Source organism: Pseudomonas sp. SWRI18 (genome assembly GCF_014268345.1).
Lineage (GTDB): Bacteria > Pseudomonadota > Gammaproteobacteria > Pseudomonadales > Pseudomonadaceae > Aquipseudomonas > Aquipseudomonas cedrina.
The window spans coordinates 156,922-171,697 of record NZ_JACCQQ010000002.1; the positions used below are offsets into that span (position 1 = coordinate 156,922).

Consider the following 14,776-nt stretch of genomic DNA (forward strand, 5'->3'; position numbering starts at 1 on the left):
AAAGGTTGGCTGATGCACCGCATTCGCGAGCAAGCCCGCTCCCACATTTGGTCTTCCGTGAGTTCGAAATCTGTATTCGCTCAGCTCAGGTTTTCCAGCGTCTGCGTATCCCAGCTGTGCGTCTTGATCGCCAGGTAAAGCATTCCAATGGTCAGCGGCACTTTTTCGCCGCGCCCCTTGGCCCGACGTTTGAGAAACACATCAAATACCGGAGGGTTGAAGTAACGATAAGTGTCGAAGTCGCCCAGGTCGAGCGCGAATTCCTGCTCCAGCGCTTCCATCAGTTGCTTGGCCTCAGCGCCATCGCACCCGAGGTCGAAGTTCAGCGAGGTCTGCAGGCGAAGGGTCTTGTGTTTCGGCAGGCCGATTTCTTCGTGCAGCAGTTGCAGGAGTTGCTGCATGACGGGGTCTTCGGGGAAGTTGGGGGCGAGGTTCATGGTGGGGGCACGCAGGAGTGGGCGAATGGGGGCGTCACGGTATTTCTGCCGAGACGGTTGAGAGAGCGCTATTTTCATTCAGCTACGCGTTACTACTGTAGAGGGTTGAGGGTGTATTTGAAGCAATTTGGGAAGAGGATGTCGCAGCGTTTGGAGATTTCTTACAGTGATCTCCGGCATTTATGGATTGGCAGCGACTCAACAGTAATATCGGTCAAATGTGGGAGCCGGGCTTGCCCGCGATGACGGTGGATCAGGTATGAAGATGTCGCCTGACGCTCCGCTATCGCAGGCAAGCCAGCTCCCACAGGGTTAGCTGTATGTCTGGTTAGTTTGTGTTGGACTGTCGGCCGCCGGTTGCAGCTAAACCTGTTGCGTGGCTTCCAGCAAATCACAGCCGTCCTGAACCAGCAGGTACAAGGCGTTGATGATGTGGGAAATGTCTTTGAGGTCGGCGTGTTCGAAGGTCAGGCAGGAGAAAGTTTCGAGCAAGTCCGTGGCTGCGCGGATGCGTTGATGGGCAGCGGACTGGATGTCTTCGGCTTTGGCTTCAGTGTCGATGACAAGTGGGTGGGTGTCGGTGAAGTTGGTGCGCAGTAGGCGGTAGCGGTCCATCGTTTCAGGTATTTGCATGTGAAGGTACTCGGTTTGCTGTTAGGTAACCGACATCACCGTGGCCAAACGGTGGGTGGCGGACTGTGCGCGGGTTGGCCAGCCGGAAACAGCACTCCGACACGTCCGAAGACGTCCCCCACACAGCCGCCATAGCACTGCGATACGAGACGATAGACGTTCGCGGAACAAATAATGGCACTTATGTGTGCTGTTTTTCGGGTGACCAAACCCGGTCGCTGATTTGGCAGCGACGGAACGAACCTTAGAAGTGAGTTTCTTCTCGGACAATAAACAGATGGTTTAACTGCGATCAGTGCTACCTAATAACCACGTCACATTCCTTATAAAAAATCCGCCAGCGCGCTGAATTCAAGGTATGTTTCACCGCAAAATCTTGTAGGGCGATTCCGCCCAATACTTAAAGGGAGTTGAGCATGGGTTTGCTGCGTATCGCTTCGGCGATGTCATTGTGTGCAGTGGCGTTTTCGGTCCAGGCCGAACAATTGCCGATCGAGGTGCTCAGCGCGGTGGTCAAGGACCAGAAAATCGCCGACGCCGAAGTGCTGTTGCAACGTAACGGCGCACAGAACGTAGTGGGCCGCACCAATGCCCAGGGCCAGGTGACCCTCACCAGCGAAGCCGCGGATGATGCCAGCAGCCTGCTGATCATCAAAAAGCCCGGCTACTCCAACCTGGTGGTGAAGTGCCCGTGCAAAGGCATGACCTACGCCATCAGCCCGGTGATGGAAAACCTCGACGGCCTGCGCGTGGTGCTGAGCTGGGGCAAAACCCCGGCAGACCTCGACTCCCATATGATTTTCCCCGGTAACAACATCTACTTCGATAGTCAAAAGGGCGACGACGCCGAGCTGGACGTGGATGACACCGACAGCTACGGCCCGGAAACCATTACCCTGCAGAAGAAGCACTACGGCGAAAGCTACGTCTACGCCGTGCATGACTACAGCAACAGTGATAATCCAGGTTCGCGCCAACTGTCCAACAGCGAAGCCAAGGTGTTCGTGTACATGGGCCAGTCCCTGGTGCGCACCTACTACGTGCCGAAAAACCGCAGCGGTAACCTGTGGACCGTGTTCCGCATGACAGGCAGTGGCGACTTCCAGGACATCAACACCTTCAACGGCGTGACGGTGGATGCCGCGAATGTGCTCAATGAAGTCAAACCGTTACTGGATGACAGTGTTGCGGTGACGGCTGTCGCGGTCAGCTCTTCGGCCCAAACCGATGCGAAACGTCTGAACGTTCAAGGCGAAGCGGCCTACCAGGCGGGGAACCTTGACCAGGCCATCGACCTGTTCCGCCAGGCCATCGAGCTGGACAATGGCTTCGGCAAGGCCTACGGCAACCTGGGCCTGGCGTATCAGAAGGCAGGCAATACCGCCGAGTCGATCTGGGCCAACCGCAAGGCCATCGCCTTGGCGACCGGCGCGAATGCCGCGACCGTACGGGCCGGCGCCTACTACAACATCGCGCGCATCTACGAAGCGGCCGGGCAGTTCGCCGATGCGTTGCGTCACTACCAGTTGGCCAAGGAGCAGAAGGCCAATCCGGTGTATGACACGGCAATTGAGCGGGTACGGAACCGCTGATAGACAGTGGCAAACGTCCTACCGACAACGCGCCCCAGTGGCGCGTTGTCTGTTTGGTGGATGGCTACCGGCGCGAAGCCGCGTCCAGGTCCATCAAGCCTCGCCCATAGGCTTCGCTGTTAGCATAGATCCCCGTTCGATTAGCCGTGCTGAGCAGGCGTTCACGCACTTGTTGCGGCGTCATTTCGGGAAAGCGACTCTGTAACGCAGCCAGGGCGCCACTGACCAACGCGGCGGCTGGCGAGGTGCCGGCTGTGGGCCCGTAGCTGCCGTCCTTGTTGGTCGTCAACAGCCCCGCCCCACCGTCGCCGCCGGGTACCGCGATGCACCAGCGTGCCGCGAGGCCGCAATAATTGGATTTGAGATTGATGGCGGTACCGTCGTTCTTGAGCGCCATGACGGCTATCCAGCCTTTCTCCAGTTCGGGCACCAACGCCGGAAGGCCAGGTTCGGCAAGGGGTTCACGCTTGACTTCATTGCCAGTGGAAAAGACGAATACGGAACCTTCGGCCACCAGTTTTTTGGCCACCTCCAATGAGTCGCCCATCAAGCGTTCATAAATGGAAACTTCGTTGGTATTGGCTTCAATGGGGTTGGCCCATGAATTGCTGAAGATGCGTGCACCTTTGGCGTATGCAAGGTTCCATGCCTGGGCGATTTCACTGTCGAAGTAAAAGGGCTCCTTATCGTCTCCGAAACGCATGGGAATGAGTTGGGCATTGAAGGCAATGCCGTGGATGCCCTGATCGTTTTTGTTCGCGGCGAGGATACCGGCCATCTGGGTGCCATGACCTTTGATATCAACGGTGCACTGCATTTGTCTCACGAAGTCGTAGCCCGGATCGGCCACACGCCCGTAGAACTCCGGCAGGCTGTGGTTGAGACCCGAGTCGATGAGCGCCACGCTCACGCCCTGGCCCGTGCCTCCCCGTGCGTATACAGAGGAAGCTTTGACGATGGGCAGGGCTTTTTGCGCGAGGTATTCAGGGGTTTCAAACCGGCGTGTGTCTGGTTCGGTAGAGGTAGGGACCGGGGCGGTGGCACAGCCCAGTAATAACCACGGCAATAAGAAAACCATGAGGCGTTGCAGTGAAAACAGCGGGCATCGAGGCATGCACGACTCCTTGTCGGGGTAAGTGATCAAGCGTGCTACTGTCTCCGTTTTTGCGCGGGCATGCTGGTTTTCTCTGTATCAGTTTGTAGCGTTTATCCACGACCTTTTCTTGATCGCTGATCTATGGTTTTCATTCCTTCAGCGGTCAACGGAGTGACAGCCTATGCACGACACCCTCCAGCAGGTCTTTGGTTATCCACAGTTTCGTTTGGGCCAGGAACAAACGGTCAGCGCCGTGCTGGCCGGTCGTTCGGCGGCGGCCATTTTTCCGACCGGGTCGGGTAAGTCCCTGTGTTATCAACTTTCCGCCGTGTTGTTGCCGCACCTGACGCTGGTGGTGTCGCCGCTGTTGGCGTTGATGCAGGACCAGCTTGGCTTTTTGCAGCGTCACGGTATTTGCGCAGGCAGTATCGATTCGGCCCAGAGCCGCGAGGACGCCAATGACGTGATGGCGCGCGCGCGTTCCGGTGAGCTGAAAATCCTGATGATTTCGGTGGAGCGCTTGAAGAACGAGCGCTTTCGAAACTTCCTGCAAAGCGTGCAGATCTCGTTGCTGGTGGTGGACGAGGCGCACTGTATTTCCGAGTGGGGCCACAACTTCCGCCCGGACTACCTGAAGCTGCCGGACTACCAACGCCAGTTCAATATCCCGCAGGCGTTGCTGTTGACGGCTACGGCGACACCGAAGGTAATTGCCGACATGCAGGCGAAGTTCGCCATTGCGCCGGACGATGTGGTCACCACGGGCTTTTACCGGCCCAACCTGAACCTGTTGGTCGAGCCGGTCAGCGGTGTGGACAAGCGCCGACGCCTGGTGCAATGGATGAACGAGCGGGCCAACCAGCCCAGCATCGTCTACGTCACCCTGCAGAAAACCGCCGAGCAGATTGCCGAGCACTTGAACCGCAATGGTATCCAGGCCGAGGCCTATCACGCAGGGCTGCCCCATGACAAACGCGAGGGTATCCAGCAACGTTTCATGAGTGGGCGCTCCAATTGCATCGTGGCCACCATCGCTTTTGGCATGGGCATCGATAAAAGTGACATCCGCAATGTGGTGCACTTCGACCTGCCCAAATCCATCGAAAACTACAGCCAGGAAATCGGTCGTGCGGGACGGGATGGGCAGCCGTCTGACTGTCTGGTGCTGGCCAACCGCGACAGCCTCAATGTGCTGGAAAACTTCGTCTACGGCGATACGCCGGAACAGGAGGGCATCCGTCGGGTGCTGGAAGAGCTGCAGGCCGCGCGGGGCGAAGGCCAGTGGGAGTTTTTGCTCAGGTCTTTGTCGGACCACAGCAATATTCGCGAACTGCCGTTGAAGACGCTGTTGGTGCAGTTGGAGCTCAAGGGCGTGATCGCGCCGCGCTACGCGTTTTACGCTGAGTACCGCTTCAAGTACCTGATCGAACCCGAGGCCTTGCTCGCCCGTTTCTCCGGCGAGCGGCAGCAATTTGTCGCGGCGATCATCCAGGTGTGCAAGCGCGCAAAAACCTGGGCAACGGTGGATTTCGACGCGCTGTATCAGCAGCACAATGCCGAGCGCAACCGAGTGGTAAAAGCGCTGGATTATTTCCAGGAACATGGCCTGATCGAACTGGAAAGCAAGCAAATGACCGAGGTCTACAGCCTGCTGAATACCGACTTCGATGCGCAGGTGCTGAGCACCGAGTTATACACAGGCTTCAAGCAACATGAGGTGACCGAGGTGGCGCGCATTCACGCCATGCTCGATCTGTTCGCCACCGAGCATTGCCTGGGGCATCGCCTTGCGCAGTATTTTGGCGATGAAAACGCCCCCCAGCGTTGCGGACATTGCTCGGTGTGCCATGGGCAAGTGGCGCGCTTGCCGGCGCCGCCGAGCTTGCCGCCGCTTGTGGATAAAAACTTCATGGGGCTGTGCGGTGATTTTATCCACAGGCATCATGAGCATAATGGCGAGCTGCCCGGCGCCGAACGCTTGACGCGGTTTCTGGGCGGTATCAGCGTGCCGTTGTTCACCAAGTTGAAGGCGCGGGGCATTCCCGGTTTCGCTGCGCTGGAAGACTACCCCTACGCCGAGGTGCGCGAGTGGGCCGAGGCCCATTTGAATGATCTGTAAACCCACTTTCACCCGAGGTGCCCATGCCTGATTCAGTGCCACAACGTGCCGATTACCCTCACTTCCAGCCGATCATCACGCGCTGGCACGATAACGACGTGTATGGCCACGTGAACAACGTGACCTACTACAGCTTCTTTGATACGGCGGTGAATACCTACCTGATCGAACAAGGCGGGTTGGATATTCATGACGGTGAAGTGGTGGGGTTTGTGGTGAGTTCGGCGTGCGATTACTTTGCCTCGATCGCGTTTCCCGAGCGCATCGAAATCGGCCTGCGGGTGGGCAAATTGGGCAACAGTTCAGTGCAGTATGAATTGGCGGTGTTCAAGGCCGGCGAGGAAGAGGCCTGCGCGGCGGGACGTTTTGTGCATGTGTTTGTGGATCGAGGGTCGAACCGGCCGGTGGCGATTGCGGGGCAGTTGCGCGAGGCGTTGCAGCGGTTGGCAGTTTGACCCGACACCCACGAACACCTCGGACCGAATGTGGGAGCGGGCTTGCTCGCGAAGGCGGTGGGCCAGTCAGCATATCCAGCGCCTGACACTCCGCTTTCGCGAGCAAGCCCGCTCCCAGAGGGGTTATGCAGTGTTCGTTAAGTCGTAAGCTTACCGGTGACGATAGTGATGCTTGTTCTTGCGATGCCCATAGGCATGCCCGCGCCCACGGTGATCATCGCGGTCATACCGACGGTTATCACGGCCACGATAACGGCGATCATCGTCATCGCTCTTGTTGCCCATGTAGTTGCCCAGCGCGCCACCCGCACCACCGCCGGCGGCTGCGCCGATCAGGCTGCCGGTGTTGCCGCCCATGCTTCGGCCTACCACGTTGCCGCCCGCCGCGCCCAATGCGCCGCCAATGGCGGCTTCGCCACGGCTACGCTTGTCGGCGCCCACCGCACTGCCGCCCGCGCCGCCCAAGGCTGCGCCGATGGCCGAGCCGGTGTTGCCGCCGATCTGCTGGCCGACAACCGAGCCAAGTACCCCGCCCAATGCGCCGCCTACACCGGCTTCGGTGGTGCCACCGGCCATGGCTGCGCCACTGACCAGGCCAAGGGACAACAAGAGAATCGAGGAGAACTTCATTAAGGGAAACCTCAAGGGGATGACGGCGCGATCCTGAGGCTGTGTCGAGATTGTGACAATAGAAATCCGACCAGTAGCACGACTTGTACACAATTCGCTAACTTACTGTTTTGGCTAAGGAACTTAAGTCAATTTCGCCAGTCTTTAGCTACTTCGGAACGGCCGCTTTTATGCAAAAGCGGCCTTTTTTGTGCCCGGATTTCCGTCAGGCTGAACGGGCCATGATCAAGCCATTGTCACTCGCGGCTTCCAGGCGAATCGCCACGAACTTCGACGTCGGCGTATGGCTGCCATCCCCGGTGCTTTCCAGCGGAACCAGCGGGTTCACTTCCGGGTAATAAGCCGCCGCCTGCCCGGCCGGAATATCGAATGCCAGCAAGGTAAAGCCCTTCACCCGGCGCTCACGACCGTCTTCCCACAGCGACACGATGTCGGCCTTTTGCCCCGGCTTGAAGCCCAGGCGAATAATGTCGGCTTCGTTGACGAACAGCACGTCACGCTGGCCCTTGACCCCACGGTAGCGGTCGTCCAGGCCATAAATGGTGGTGTTGTACTGATCGTGGGAGCGCATCGATTGCATGATCAGGTCCGGCACGCGGCCTGTGGCGTGGGTGCGTTCGTGGATCAAGTCCTTGGGCAGGATATTGGGGCGGAAGTTGGCGCGGCCCGACGGCGTATTCCAACGGCGCGCACCTGCGGAGTTGCCCAGGTAGAAGCCGCCCGGATTTTTGATTTTTTCGTTGAAGTCCTTGAAGCCCGGGATGGTATCGGCGATCAGGTCGCGAATGCGCCCGTAGTCGGCCACCAGCCAGTTCCAATCCACCGGTTTGCTGCCCAAGGTCGCGGCGGCGATGCCGGCCAGGATCGCAGGTTCGGATTTCATCAGCTTCGACAGCGGCTGCAATTGGCCGTTGGAGCCGTGGACCATGCTGAACGAGTCTTCCACCGTCACCGCTTGCGGGCCGTCGGCCTGGATATCGATGTCGGTACGGCCCAGGCACGGCAGAATCAGCGCGTCTTTGCCGTGCATCAGGTGGCTGCGGTTGAGCTTGGTGCTGATCTGCACGGTCAGGTCGCAGTTGCGCAGTGCTTCGAAGGTGCGCGTGCTGTCCGGCGTGGCTTGGGCGAAGTTGCCGCCCAAGCCGATAAACACCTTGGAGCGGCCCTCGAGCATGGCGTGAATCGCTTCGACCACGTTGTGGCCGTTGGTGCGCGGTACCTGGAACTGGAAGCGGCGCTCCAGGGAATCAAGGAAGGCCACCGGTGGGCGTTCGTTGATGCCCATGGTGCGGTCGCCCTGCACGTTACTGTGGCCACGCACCGGGCAAAGGCCGGCGCCTGGGCGGCCGATGTTGCCGCGCAGCAGCATCAGGTTGGCGATTTCCTGGATGGTCGGCACCGAGTGACGATGCTGGGTGATGCCCATCGCCCAGCACATGATTACGTTCTTGCCTTTGGCGTACATGCGCGCCGCTTGCTCGATCTCGACCAGGGTCAGGCCGGACTGCGCGACGATTTCATCCCACGAGGTGTCGTCGATCTGGCCCAGGTAGTCGAGGACGTTGACGGTGTGTTCGTTGAGGAAATCGTGGTCGAACACGGCCTCTTTGCCTTCGGCCTGGGCCTGGCGTTCCCACAGCAGCAGGAACTTGGCCATGCCGCGCAGGATGGCCATGTCGCCACCCAATGCCGGACGGAAGTACGCAGTGTTGGTCGGTTTGTCACCGTTGGTGAGCATTTCCAGCGGGTGCTGCGGATGCTGGAAGCGTTCCAGGCCGCGCTCCTTCAGCGGGTTGATGCACACCACCTGGGCGCCACGTTTAACTGCTTCGCGCAGCGGTTCGAGCATGCGCGGGTGGTTGGTGCCGGGGTTCTGGCCCCAGACGAAAATCGCGTCGGCGTGTTCGAAGTCATCAAAGGTCACGGTGCCTTTGCCGACGCCCACGCTTTGCGCCAGGGCGACGCCGCTGGCCTCGTGGCACATGTTCGAGCAGTCCGGGAAATTGTTGGTGCCATAGGCGCGCACGAACAGCTGATACAGGTACGCCGCTTCGTTGCTGGCGCGGCCCGAGGTGTAGAACTCGGCCATGTCCGGGCTGGGCAGGGCATTGAGGTGCTTGCCGATCAGGTCGAAGGCCGCTTCCCAGCTGATGGGCGTGTAGTGGTCGGTTTCGGCGTTGTAGCGCATCGGCTCGGTCAGGCGGCCCTGGTATTCGAGCCAGTAGTCGCTCTGTGCAATCAGGGCGGTGACGCTGTGTTTGGCGAAGAACGCCGCATCCACGCGGCGCTTGGTGGCTTCCCAGTTCACCGCCTTCGCGCCGTTTTCGCAGAACTTGACCATGCCGCTTTCCGGCGAGTCGCCCCAGGCGCAGCCCGGGCAGTCGAAGCCGCCGTTCTGGTTGGTCTTGAGCATCATGCGCAGGTTCTTCAGCGCGTTGTCACTGGTCAGCCAGGCTTGCGCCACGCTGATCAGCGCGCCCCAGCCGCCAGCCGGGCCTTTGTAGGGCTTGTAGCGCGGGGTCGGGGTTTGGTCGGCTTGATGATGATTGCTCACGGCTGGTTCTCCATCGCAGGGCTGTAGACCCGCGGCGCACTTTTCTGCGGCAGGTGGATGAGATTGAGGTTATGCCGGCGTGCCCATTGCAGGGCCAGGCCGGTGGGCGACGACAGGCTGACCAGGGTCTGGATGCCCGCACGCAGGACTTTCTGGATCAATTCGAGGCTGCAACGGCTGGTGACAATCGCCAGGCCGCCTTTGGTCGGAATCTGTTGGCGGATCAATGCGCCGATCAATTTATCCAAGGCGTTGTGCCGACCGATGTCTTCGCGGCCCAGTAATAATTCCCCCTGACCGTTCATAAAGACGGCCGCATGCACGGCGCCGCTGTGCTGGCCCAGGGGTTGGAACGCGCTGATGCGCTGGCGCAGGCCGTCCAGCCACTGCGCCGGAGGCAACGGAGCGCCGGGCAATACCTCAAGGTCTGGCAATGCTTGCTCCACCGCTTCCACGCCGCACAGGCCGCAGCCACTGGTGCCGGCCAGTTGGCGGCGCTGCTGCTTGAGGTTCCAGAATGCACGGCTGGAAATCTGCACGTGTGCGTACTGGGCAGAGCCCGCGCCACTGAGTTGGAGATCATAGATGTCGCTGACGTCGGCAATAATCCCGCTGCCGAGGCTGAAACCGACAATAAAATCTTCAAGGTCCGTCGGCGTCACCAACATCACCGCCTGGCTGATGTCGTTATAGGCAATCGCCAACGCCACTTCTTCCGCCAGGGCTGTGCTGGCGGATTCTGAGTGATCGAGACTGCAATATTGGTAACTCTGGCTGGCGGCAGGCGCAGGCGTTTCAACAGCGGGCGCCGCGCAGGTTGGGCGCTTGGCGTTCATGGGGCAATACCACCGACGGATTGATCAGTGTTTAGACTAGGCGCGACAAAGCGTCGCGTCTAATTGCCAGTACTGATCTACCGATAGATGACGTCGATCAAGGCGTGCTTTGCAATTTCTGGTACAGCGCAAAACAGGCTTCCGCCAGTGCCGAGCGCGGAGCGCTGCGACGCATGATCAGCCCCAGGCGGGCAAGGGTCTGGGCGTTTTCAATCGGCTGCAGGCGCAAGTGCTCGGTGAGCGCATCCAGGCCTCCATCCAGCGGCATCACCGCGCAGCAAAGCCCGCCATGCACGGCTTGTAATAACTGATGGACGGCATCGGTCTGCAGCAGCGGCTGCGGGTTGAGCCCGCGGCTGTGGAAGTTATGGTCGATGGATTGGCGAAAGTGCATGCCGCTGGTGAGCATGCCCAGAGGCAATTCGATCAAAGCTTCCCAGCTCAGCGGCTTGTCACCGAAGCTGAAGAAACGCTGGTCGTAGAGCAGACCCATGCGCGTTTCGCCCAGGGCCAGCGAGTCGAAGCGCTCGCTGTCCAGGCGTTCCAGATAGGACACGCCCAGGTCCAGGCGATTGCTCGCCAGCTGCTCCAGAATCTGCTCGGAACTGAGGGCCGACAGTTCGAAACGCAGGCTGGGGTGCTCTTTATGCAGCTGCTGCATCAGCGCCAAAGGATCGAAACTCGACAGCGGCACCACGCCCAGGCGCAACGTACCTACCAGATTGCCACGACACGCCGCCGCCTCGGCCTGCAGGCCGTCATAGGCCGCCAGCACCGTACGTGCCCACGCCAGTACCCGTTCGCCGGGTGCGGTAAAGCCTTCAAAGCGCTGGCCGCGATTGACCAGCGGCAAATCCAACTCTTCTTCAAGGCTGCGCAAGCGCATGGATAACGTGGGCTGGGTGATATGGCAACGCGCCGCCGCCTGGCCGAAGTGACGGGTTTCGTCGAGGGCGATGAGGAATTTCAGCTGTTTGATGTCCATCTTCGCTCCAGGGCTTATTCCAATGGCGGGGGGATTCTAGCGCGTTTGGGTCTTTGGCCGATCCGGAACCCACGTTGACAAGACTGGTCTAGTCTTGGGCAACTGGAAATCAACTACTAAGGAGAGCGCACCATGAGTCTTTTAAGCTTTGTTAAGGAAGCCGGCGAGAAATTGATCGACCTGCTGACGCCGGGCAATGCGAACGCCAGTGAGCAGTTGAAGGAACACGTGGCCAAAGTGGGTCTGGGTAATCCGAATGTGCAGACCACGGTAGAGGGCGACAAGGTGACCGTGACCGGTGAAGTCGCCACCCAGGAAGAAAAAGAGAAGATCCTGCTGGCGTTGGGCAATATTGCCGGTGTGGCCAGTGTGGATGACCAGATCACTGTAACGGGCCCGGCTGTGGAGGCTGCGACTTTTGTAGTAGTGAAAAAGGGCGATACGCTGAGTGCTATTTCTCTCTCGGTGTACGGTAACGCCAATCTGTATAACAAGATTTTCGAGGCGAACAAGCCGCTGTTGTCCCATCCGGACAAGATCTATCCAGGCCAGACGCTGCGTATTCCCAAGTAATACGAAGGCCTGAATGTGGGAGCGGGCTTGCTCGCGAAAGCGGTGGATAAGTCACCCAATATATTGACTGACACAGTGCTTTCGCGAGCAAGCCCGCTCCCACATTGGGTTAGAGTCCGACAACGAGATCTCGATAATCACCAACCGCTGCGAATTCAGCTGTGTCCTTGGGCCCTTTGCGACTATCCGGCTCTTTCACCGCCAACAAATGCCCCACGCCAAAATCCCGCGCACTGCGCAGGATCGGCAGGGTGTCATCGATAAACAGGCTGCGCGCCGGGTCAAAGCCGATGTCGGCTTGCAGGGCATCCCAGAACTGCGGGCTTTCCTTGGCAAAACCGTAATCGTGGGAGCTGATCAATCGTTCGAAATACGGCGCCAGTTCAATGCGTTCCAGCTTCAATGACAGCGAATCACGATGAGCGTTGGTGATCAGGATCACGCGCTTGCCGGCGCGTTTGATCGCCGCCAGAAACGTATCGGCGTCCGGGCGCAGGGCGATCAGATGGGCGGTCTCCAGTTTGAGTTCGCGCACCGGGATGTCCAGTTCCGTGCTCCAGAAATCCAGGCAATACCATTGCAACTGTCCGGCGTTACGCTCGAACAGCGGTTGCAACTCCAGCTCGGCCATGGCGCGGCTGACCCCGTGCAACTCGGCGTAACGCTGGGGCAGGTGTTCCATCCAGAAATGGTTGTCGTAATGCAGGTCGAGCAGGGTGCCGTCCATGTCCAGCAGGACGGTATCGATGGCGTGCCAGGGCAAAGAGGGCATGGGGTGTTCTCATGTAAGTAAAGATATCCGACACAGACAATCGGAAAAGCCACGGTATAGTAACCCGATCATGCCAAGGAGCCGCTTATGCGCCAGAAACCCACCGTCCTCGCCCGCGAAATAGTCGCCAGTAGCCGTTTGTTCCGCGTGGAGCAAGTGCAACTGCGCTTTTCCAATGGCGTTGAACGGACCTACGAGCGCCTGGTGGGCCGCGGTGCCGGCTACGGCGCGGTGATGATCGTGGCGATGATCGATGCGGACCATGCATTGCTGGTGGAAGAATACTGCGGCGGTACCGACGAATATGAAGTGTCCTTGCCCAAGGGCCTGATCGAACCTGGCGAGGACGTGCTGGCGGCGGCAAACCGCGAACTCAAGGAAGAAGCCGGCTACGGCGCGCGGCAGTTGGAGCACCTCACTGAGCTTTCGCTGTCGCCTGGCTACATGAGCCAGAAAATCCAGGTGGTACTGGCCACCGACCTTTACGAAGAGCGCCTTGAAGGCGATGAGCCTGAGCCGATGCGTGTGGAGCGGGTGAACCTGCGCGAGCTGTCGATGCTCGCGCAAAACGCGCAATTCAGCGAAGGCCGCGCCCTGGCCGCGCTGTACCTGGTACGAGACCTGTTGATCCAGCGAGGAGCGTTTAGCGCATGAGCGTACTGTTTCTGGGCCACCCGTTTATAGCCCCCGTGATCGAACTGGCACGCCAGGCCGGCGAAGCAATATTGCCGTACTGGCGCGCCGACGTGGCCGTGACCTCCAAGGCGGACGATTCGCCGGTGACGGCGGCCGACCTGGCCGCGCATCACCTGATCCTGGCGGGCCTGACCGCGCTGGACCCGAGCATTCCGGTGCTGTCCGAGGAAGACGCCGACATTGACCAGAGCGTGCGCGCCGGCTGGCAACGCTGGTGGCTGGTGGACCCGTTGGACGGCACCAAGGAATTTATCGCCGGCAGTGAAGAATTTACCGTCAATATCGCCCTGATCGAGCAGGGCCGCGTGGTGTTCGGCGTGGTCTCGATGCCCACCAGTGGCCGCTGCTATTTCGGTGGCGCGGGCCTGGGTGCCTGGCGCTCCGATGTGAATGAAGCGCCCAAGCAGATTCAAGTGCGCGAAGCGCCCGCCGCTGGCGAGTCGTTTACCGTGGTGGCCAGTCGTCGGCATACCAGCCCTGAGCAGGAACGTTTGCTCGATGGCCTGAGCGAGGGCCTGGGCGAGCTGAAGCTGGCCAATATCGGCAGCTCCTTGAAGTTCTGCCTGTTGGCCGAGGGCAGTGCGGATTGTTATCCGCGTCTGGCGCCGACGTCACAATGGGACACGGCAGCCGCCCAGGGCGTGCTGGAAGGGGCGGGCGGCGAAGTGCTGGAGTTGAGCGGCGAGCCGTTCAGCTACCCGGCACGGGCGTCGTTGTTGAATCCGTTCTTTTTGGCGCTGCCGGCGAAAGCGGTGTGGCGTGAAAGGTTGCTGAGCCTGGCCAGATCTTAAGGTCACACCTGATCAAATGTGGGAGCGGGCTTGCTCGCGAATGCAGTCTGTCAGTTGATGAAAATATCGACTGATCCATCGCATTCGCGAGCAAGCCCGCTCCCACAGGGTTTTGTAGTTTGGCAGCTAGCGGTGCAGGACGTACTGGCCGGTAAACGTCACCGCTCGTTCCTCACTGTCCTCATTCACAACCCACGTCTCCAGCATCAATCGCGCACGGCCATAGCGTTTGTAGGTCGCCACGAACCGCTTCCACACCTTTTCTTCCGGCGCCTGGCATACCACCGTGGCATCCCGCGTCACTGGCAGCGGATAACTGATCTGCCCCTCCTGAATCACGATATGCCCGTCTTCAATCCCCTCTTCGCGCAACTGCAAATGCAGCCAGCCCCAGCCCGCCAGCACCGCGCCGCAATACAGGCTGCCGCCGAACATGGTGCTCTTGTGGTTGATGTTGGCCTGCAACGGCAGGTGCAACTGCAATTGGCCGTGGTGCCAGCCAAGCACCTTGAGGCCCATTTCCCGGGTGAGGGGGATGTCGTGGTGCAGGATGGATTCCAGGTAGCGGCTGTCGCGGCTCATGGTGGCCTCTTGGCGGGTGGGAGCG

At 59.7% G+C, this 14,776-nt stretch carries 15 protein-coding genes; 6 read left to right on the plus strand and 9 right to left on the minus strand.

Annotated features, from left to right (window positions below):
- Window positions 1-80: 80 nt before the first annotated feature.
- Complete coding sequence (locus H0Z09_RS03385; protein ID WP_186687334.1) at window positions 81-437, minus strand: DUF1493 family protein; 357 nt, start codon at window positions 435-437, stop codon at window positions 81-83.
- A 363-nt stretch (window positions 438-800) separates the two neighbouring features.
- On the minus strand, window positions 801-1,070 hold the full coding sequence (locus H0Z09_RS03390; RefSeq protein ID WP_186687337.1) for a hypothetical protein: 270 nt from the start codon (window positions 1,068-1,070) through the stop codon (window positions 801-803).
- Window positions 1,071-1,486: 416 nt separating this feature from the next.
- Here H0Z09_RS03390 and H0Z09_RS03395 point away from each other — a divergent pair, with 416 nt between their 5' ends.
- Window positions 1,487-2,662, plus strand: coding sequence for a tetratricopeptide repeat protein (locus tag H0Z09_RS03395; protein ID WP_186687348.1), 1,176 nt, complete (start codon window positions 1,487-1,489; stop codon window positions 2,660-2,662).
- 64 nt (window positions 2,663-2,726) lie between these two features.
- On the opposite strand, the gene H0Z09_RS03400 is transcribed toward H0Z09_RS03395, so the two are convergent.
- Window positions 2,727-3,776 (minus strand): S8 family peptidase, encoded by a 1,050-nt coding sequence (locus H0Z09_RS03400; RefSeq protein WP_186687349.1) that lies wholly within the window; start codon window positions 3,774-3,776, stop codon window positions 2,727-2,729.
- A 163-nt stretch (window positions 3,777-3,939) separates the two neighbouring features.
- Here H0Z09_RS03400 and H0Z09_RS03405 point away from each other — a divergent pair, with 163 nt between their 5' ends.
- Window positions 3,940-5,877 (plus strand): RecQ family ATP-dependent DNA helicase, encoded by a 1,938-nt coding sequence (locus tag H0Z09_RS03405; RefSeq protein WP_186687352.1) that lies wholly within the window; start codon window positions 3,940-3,942, stop codon window positions 5,875-5,877.
- Between the two features lie 23 nt (window positions 5,878-5,900).
- On the plus strand, window positions 5,901-6,332 hold the full coding sequence (locus tag H0Z09_RS03410) for a thioesterase family protein (RefSeq protein ID WP_186687355.1): 432 nt from the start codon (window positions 5,901-5,903) through the stop codon (window positions 6,330-6,332).
- A gap of 150 nt (window positions 6,333-6,482) precedes the next feature.
- Here H0Z09_RS03410 and H0Z09_RS03415 read toward each other — a convergent pair whose 3' ends face one another.
- The 4 genes from H0Z09_RS03415 to H0Z09_RS03430 all read right to left on the minus strand — a co-directional run bounded on the left by H0Z09_RS03415 (window position 6,483) and on the right by H0Z09_RS03430 (window position 11,337).
- Complete coding sequence (locus tag H0Z09_RS03415; RefSeq protein ID WP_012721700.1) at window positions 6,483-6,962, minus strand: YMGG-like glycine zipper-containing protein; 480 nt, start codon at window positions 6,960-6,962, stop codon at window positions 6,483-6,485.
- 205 nt (window positions 6,963-7,167) lie between these two features.
- Entirely contained in the window at window positions 7,168-9,516 is a 2,349-nt protein-coding gene (locus H0Z09_RS03420) for an FdhF/YdeP family oxidoreductase (protein WP_186687374.1), read from the minus strand.
- Window positions 9,513-10,352: a formate dehydrogenase accessory sulfurtransferase FdhD gene (gene fdhD, locus H0Z09_RS03425; protein ID WP_076951602.1), complete on the minus strand. Its 840-nt coding sequence runs from the start codon at window positions 10,350-10,352 to the stop codon at window positions 9,513-9,515. Before fdhD ends, H0Z09_RS03420 begins: the two co-directional genes overlap by 4 nt.
- 97 nt (window positions 10,353-10,449) lie before the next feature.
- Window positions 10,450-11,337 carry a LysR family transcriptional regulator gene (locus H0Z09_RS03430; protein WP_186687377.1) on the minus strand — a complete coding sequence of 296 codons (888 nt, stop codon included), beginning with the start codon at window positions 11,335-11,337 and terminating at the stop codon, window positions 10,450-10,452.
- A 132-nt stretch (window positions 11,338-11,469) separates the two neighbouring features.
- Here H0Z09_RS03430 and lysM point away from each other — a divergent pair, with 132 nt between their 5' ends.
- Window positions 11,470-11,910, plus strand: a complete 441-nt coding sequence (lysM, locus tag H0Z09_RS03435) for a peptidoglycan-binding protein LysM (protein WP_169378981.1) — start codon at window positions 11,470-11,472, stop codon at window positions 11,908-11,910.
- A 109-nt stretch (window positions 11,911-12,019) separates the two neighbouring features.
- Here lysM and yrfG read toward each other — a convergent pair whose 3' ends face one another.
- Window positions 12,020-12,682: a GMP/IMP nucleotidase gene (gene yrfG, locus H0Z09_RS03440; RefSeq protein WP_186687380.1), complete on the minus strand. Its 663-nt coding sequence runs from the start codon at window positions 12,680-12,682 to the stop codon at window positions 12,020-12,022.
- Window positions 12,683-12,769: 87 nt separating this feature from the next.
- On the opposite strand from yrfG, the gene nudE reads away from it, so the two are divergent.
- Window positions 12,770-13,336: an ADP compounds hydrolase NudE gene (gene nudE, locus H0Z09_RS03445; RefSeq protein ID WP_076951606.1), complete on the plus strand. Its 567-nt coding sequence runs from the start codon at window positions 12,770-12,772 to the stop codon at window positions 13,334-13,336.
- The gene (gene cysQ / locus H0Z09_RS03450; protein WP_186687383.1) at window positions 13,333-14,169 is read left to right on the plus strand and encodes a 3'(2'),5'-bisphosphate nucleotidase CysQ; all 837 of its coding nucleotides are present in this window, start codon (window positions 13,333-13,335) and stop codon (window positions 14,167-14,169) included. The genes nudE and cysQ overlap by 4 nt, the downstream gene beginning before the upstream one ends.
- A gap of 126 nt (window positions 14,170-14,295) precedes the next feature.
- On the opposite strand, the gene H0Z09_RS03455 is transcribed toward cysQ, so the two are convergent.
- Window positions 14,296-14,751, minus strand: coding sequence for a YiiD C-terminal domain-containing protein (locus H0Z09_RS03455; protein ID WP_186687930.1), 456 nt, complete (start codon window positions 14,749-14,751; stop codon window positions 14,296-14,298).
- Window positions 14,752-14,776 lie beyond the last annotated feature (25 nt).